This is a genomic window from Streptomyces glaucescens (genome assembly GCF_002154375.1).
Lineage (GTDB): Bacteria > Actinomycetota > Actinomycetes > Streptomycetales > Streptomycetaceae > Streptomyces > Streptomyces glaucescens.
In genome coordinates this window covers 1-4,423 of record NZ_MUND01000469.1, presented here as the reverse complement: position 1 = coordinate 4,423, position 4,423 = coordinate 1, and the positions used below count along the sequence as shown (strand labels likewise).

The 4,423-nt window shown below is 73.4% G+C and carries 5 protein-coding genes; 3 read left to right on the top strand and 2 right to left on the bottom strand.

Translation table 11 applies throughout. From position 1 onward, the window contains the following. Both CCN42_RS28205 and CCN42_RS44850 read right to left on the bottom strand, forming a co-directional pair. A partial coding sequence (locus tag CCN42_RS28205; protein ID WP_245877500.1) for an MFS transporter occupies positions 1-1,024 on the bottom strand: 1,024 nt, incomplete at its 3' end. Further along, positions 1,021-1,446 (bottom strand): DUF3291 domain-containing protein, encoded by a 426-nt coding sequence (locus tag CCN42_RS44850; protein ID WP_245877499.1) that lies wholly within the window; start codon positions 1,444-1,446, stop codon positions 1,021-1,023. The genes CCN42_RS44850 and CCN42_RS28205, both read right to left, overlap by 4 nt. A 463-nt stretch (positions 1,447-1,909) precedes the next feature. Between CCN42_RS44850 and CCN42_RS28200 the strand changes: the two genes are divergently transcribed. From CCN42_RS28200 to CCN42_RS28190, 3 genes are all read left to right on the top strand, one after another. Further along, complete coding sequence (locus CCN42_RS28200; RefSeq protein WP_086739827.1) at positions 1,910-3,220, top strand: NAD(P)/FAD-dependent oxidoreductase; 1,311 nt, start codon at positions 1,910-1,912, stop codon at positions 3,218-3,220. A gap of 26 nt (positions 3,221-3,246) precedes the next feature. Beyond that, positions 3,247-3,510: an acyl carrier protein gene (locus CCN42_RS28195; protein ID WP_086739825.1), complete on the top strand. Its 264-nt coding sequence runs from the start codon at positions 3,247-3,249 to the stop codon at positions 3,508-3,510. Beyond that, positions 3,497-4,423 (top strand): thioesterase domain-containing protein (locus CCN42_RS28190; RefSeq protein WP_086739823.1); only part of this gene is annotated, 927 nt, incomplete at its 3' end. The genes CCN42_RS28195 and CCN42_RS28190, both read left to right, overlap by 14 nt.

The window sequence follows — 4,423 nt, the reverse complement described above, 5'->3', positions numbered from 1 at the left end:
CCGCCAGCCGCTGCGCCGTGAACGTGGCCGCGACGAACGCGAGCATCGCGGGCAGCAGCCGCACCCCCGTGGCCAACGGCCCCAGATCCCGCACCCGTTGCAGGAACAGCACCTCGACGAAGACCACGCCGACGAACACGAACAGGGCCGCCGCGGCGACGACCAGCGCGGCGGCGTAGCGCGCGTTGCCCATCATCCGCACGTCCAGCATCGGCACCGCCGCCCGCCGCTCGGTGAGCACCAGCGCCGTCAGGGCCCCGGCGGCCACCGCGAGGACCGTGACGACCTGCGGATCGCCGTACCCGAGCCGGCCGCCGGCCGCGATGCCGTAGATCAGCGCGGACAGCCCGAGCACCGCCCAGAACTGCCCGGCCAGGTCCAGCGGCCGGTCCGGCACCCGGGACTCCGTCACCGCGCGCAGCGTGACCAGGACGGTGACGACGGCCAGCGGTGTGTTCACCAGGTACACCGCCCGCCAGCCCGACGCCTCCAGCAGCAGCCCGCCCAGCAGCGGGCCCACGGCCAGGCCGATGCCGGACACCGACACCCAGATCGCGATGTACCGCAGCATGCGCGGCAGGTCGACGAAGAACGTGGTGGTGATCAGCGCGAGCGAGGTCGGCAGCACCAGCGCCCCGCCGAGACCGCTGACGCCCCGGCCGAGCAGCACCCAGCCGTAGCCGTCCGACACGGCGACCACCAGGGAGCCGGCGGCGAGCAGGAGCACTCCGGCGAGGAAGACCCGGCGGCGCCCGAACCGCTCGCCCAGCGCCCCGCCGGAGAGCACGCAGGCGGCGACCACCAGCGTGTACGTGCTGGACACCCAGCTCAGATCGGCGGGCGCCACGCCGAGGTCGACCTGGAGCGCCCGCAGCGTGGAGATCGCCGCGGTGACCTCGATGAACGACATGAAGAGCCCGAGGCAGGCGGCGAGCAGCACCAGCCGGGCGTGCGGGATGACCGGAGCCGGGGGCGGGGCGGCGGCGGGCTGGGTGCCCTCCGACTCGGCCGGAGCCGTGCTCATGCGCGCCGGGCCTCCTTCGCGGCCTGGTCGGCGAGGCGGCGCTGCGCCTCGTCCCAGCCGATGGGGAGTTCGCCGGCCTCGGCGTTCCAGAACACGAACACCGAGCCCTTCATCACCGGGCGCAGCCCGCGCACGCTCTTCGCGTGCGGGTCGGTCCGGTTGAACTCCTCCAGCGCCGCCCGGTCCCGCCAGGCGGACAGCGTCCAGAACGTCCGCTTCAGCGGCTGTGCCCGCAGCGAGGCCCCGATCAACCCCGGTGACCTGCGGACCTGCCGGAACACCACCAGCGACAGCAGAAAGAACCGGGGCACGCTCAGCAGTGACCTCAGCTCCAGCCGGGAGGCCATGACCACCGGCGGGCCCGACTCGGCGGCCCCGGCGGTGTCCCGGCCCGGGCCGGGCATCCAGGGAATCGTGGGCATGGGGGCTCCCCTCGTTCGAACGGCGGCCTTCGGGCCGCCACTCTCAACAGAGTCCGCGGGCCCCCGATTCCGGTCACCCCCGTACGAGTGAATTCCGGCCGAACCCGCCACCGCCGGACCACCCGGACGGCCGCGCTCCGCCCCGGAGCCCTCACACCCCCCGATCCGGACACCCCGAGCCACTCCGCATCGTCCCGATCGAAGCCTTCGATGGGCCGGATGTCGTCCCCGATGGGCGGATTGACGCTCATTTCGCGCCGCGCCTACGGTTCTTCTGCGCCAACCGCCGAGCGCCGAGCGCCGACCCCCGGCCGAGCGTCGGCACTGCACAGCAGAGCACCAGCACTGCACAGCACAGCGCGGGGCGCCCTTTTCAGAGGTATCAGCCCTCTGCGCATCGGCCGTCGCGTCCACCGTGCCCTTCCTTGTCGTCGAACCGTTCGAGCCGAGGTGCAGCCCTGCCATGACCACCCGTGTCGCTGTCGTCGGAGCCGGAATCGCCGGACTCTCCGCCGCCCACCATCTGCCGGACGACGCCGAAGTCACCGTGTACGAGAGCCAGGACCGGCCCGGTGGTCACGCCCACACCGTGGAGGTCGACGAGGACGGCCGGACGATCGGCGTCGACACGGCCTTCGTGGTGTTCAACGCGCGCACGTACCCCGAGCTGACGGCGTTCTTCGACAAGCTCGGCGTGACCGCCCTGGACCACACCGGCGGCTTCGACTTCTTCGACCTCGACCGCGGCCTCGACTACGGCACCGCCGAGTTCGAGCTGGACGAGAGCGCGATCGCCGCCCGCTACCCGGCGGACTTCCTGCCGCTGTGGCGGGACGCGGAACGCTTCCACCGCGAGGCGCCGCGCGACTTCCTGCGCAAGCGCACCGACCTCTCGCTCGGCGACTACCTGGACCGCGGCGGCTACAGCGACGCCTTCAAGTACGGCTACGTGGTGCTGCTCGCCACGGCCGTCTGGTCGGTGCCCGCCGAACTGATCTGGGAGATGCCCGCCACCACGGTGATCGCCTTCTTCATGTCCCACGACCCGGGAGGCCTCGGCGGCCGGTCGGTGGCGTGGAAGACGGTCGCCGGCGGCAGCGTCGAGTACGTCCGCCGGGTCGTCGCCGGCCTGAACGGCACCGTCCGCACCGGCGCCCCGGTCACCCGGGTCCGCGAGGAGGACGGCGCGGTCGTCGTCGCGACCGCCGCGGGCGAGGAGCGCTACGACTACGCCGTCCTCGCCGCGCACGCCGACCAGACCCTCGCGATGCTGGAGCGGCCCACCCCGCTCCAGGCGGAGATCCTCGGCAGGGTCCGCTACAGCTCCACCCGGGCGATCCTGCACACCGACCCCGCCTGCATGCCGCCCCGCCGGGAGCGCTGGCAGAGCTGGAACTACGGCCTGAAGACCGTCGACGGCCGCCCCCGCACCTGGGTCGCGTACTACATGAACGCCCTCCAGGGCTTCACCGCCCGCCACGACTACTTCGTCACCCTGGACTCGCCGATCGTCCCGCGCGACGAACTCGTGCTGCGCGAGCTGCCGTTCACCCATCCCGTCATCGACCTCGGCGTACGGGCCATGCAGCGCACGATCTACGACGTCAACGCGGCCGGCGGCCGGATCAAACTGGCCGGTTCCTACTTCCACGCACCGCGCATCGGCGTCGATCTCATCGGCTCCCACGAGGCCGGATTCGTCTCCGGACGCAAGGCGGCCGAGGCGGTCGCCCGGGAACGGCGGGAGAACCGGCCGCACAGCGAAGAGCACTGACAGAACCGAACTGAGGGGAATCCGTCATGCAGCGTGTCACCGCCGAAGAGGCCCGGGCCTGGCTGGTCGAGAAGCTCGCCGTACGGCTCGGAGTGGAGCAGCAGCAGATCGACGTCGAGCGCTACTTCGACGAGTTCGACCTGGACTCCACGGAGGCGCTGATCCTCGCGGGCGAACTGGAGAAGTGGCTCGGCTTCGAACTGGAGGCCACCGCGCTCTGGTACCACCCGACCATCGCCGCGCTGTCCGAGCACATCGCGGAGGAGAGCACCCGGCATGTCGCGGCCTGACACCGGGCCGGCCAGGCCCCCGCGCCGGCCGCCGCCCAGGCCGCTGCTGACCGCGCTGCGCCCGGCGGCCGGTCCGGCGGCCCGCCCGGTCGTCGCCGTCCACCCCGGCGCCCTGCCGGCCTCGGCGTGGGCGGACCTCGCGGCCCGCCTGCCCGAGGACACCGCACCGTACCTGTGCGACCTCGGGACCGTCACCGAGTACGTCACCGCGGCGCTGGACCCGGCGGCGCCCGTCGTCGGCGTCCGTGAACTGGCCGCGCGCTGCCTCGCCGAACTGACCGCCGCCGGGCTCACCGAACGTCCCTTCGCCCTGGTCGGCTGGTCCTTCGGCGGGGTCGTCGGCTACGAGATCGCCGCCCGGCTCGACGCCGAGGGGCGTGGCGGCACCCTGCGGGAGCTGGCCGTCCTCGACTCGATCGCGCCCGTCGCCGCCTTCCAGCGGCCCGACGACGCGCTCGACGCGGCCCTGCTGCTCGACTGGTTCGCGATGTACCTCGGCGCCCGCCGCGGACGCCGCCTGGTCACCGGCGCCGCCGCCACCCGGGACCTGGACGCCCTGCTGGACGCGGCCGTGACGCAGGGCGTGCTGCCCGCCGGCACCGAACCGGCCGGGCTGCGCAAGCTGTACACCGCCTTCCACGCCGGACTCGTCCGCAACAACCGCTGCACCGCCGGATATCTGCCCGCCCCGCTCGACCGGACCGTCACCGTCGTCAAGCCGGAGCGCTCGCTGCTGCCCGCCAGCCCCGACCTCGGCTGGAGCGAGCTGAGCGGACGCCCCCTGCGGCTGCGGCACGTGCCCGGCGACCACTACACGATGCTCGGCGAACCGGCGACCGGCACCGCCCTCGCCACCCTGCTCGCCGCACCGCCGCAGCCCGTCAGACCCGGCGCGGCGGTGCGGCGAGCAGGG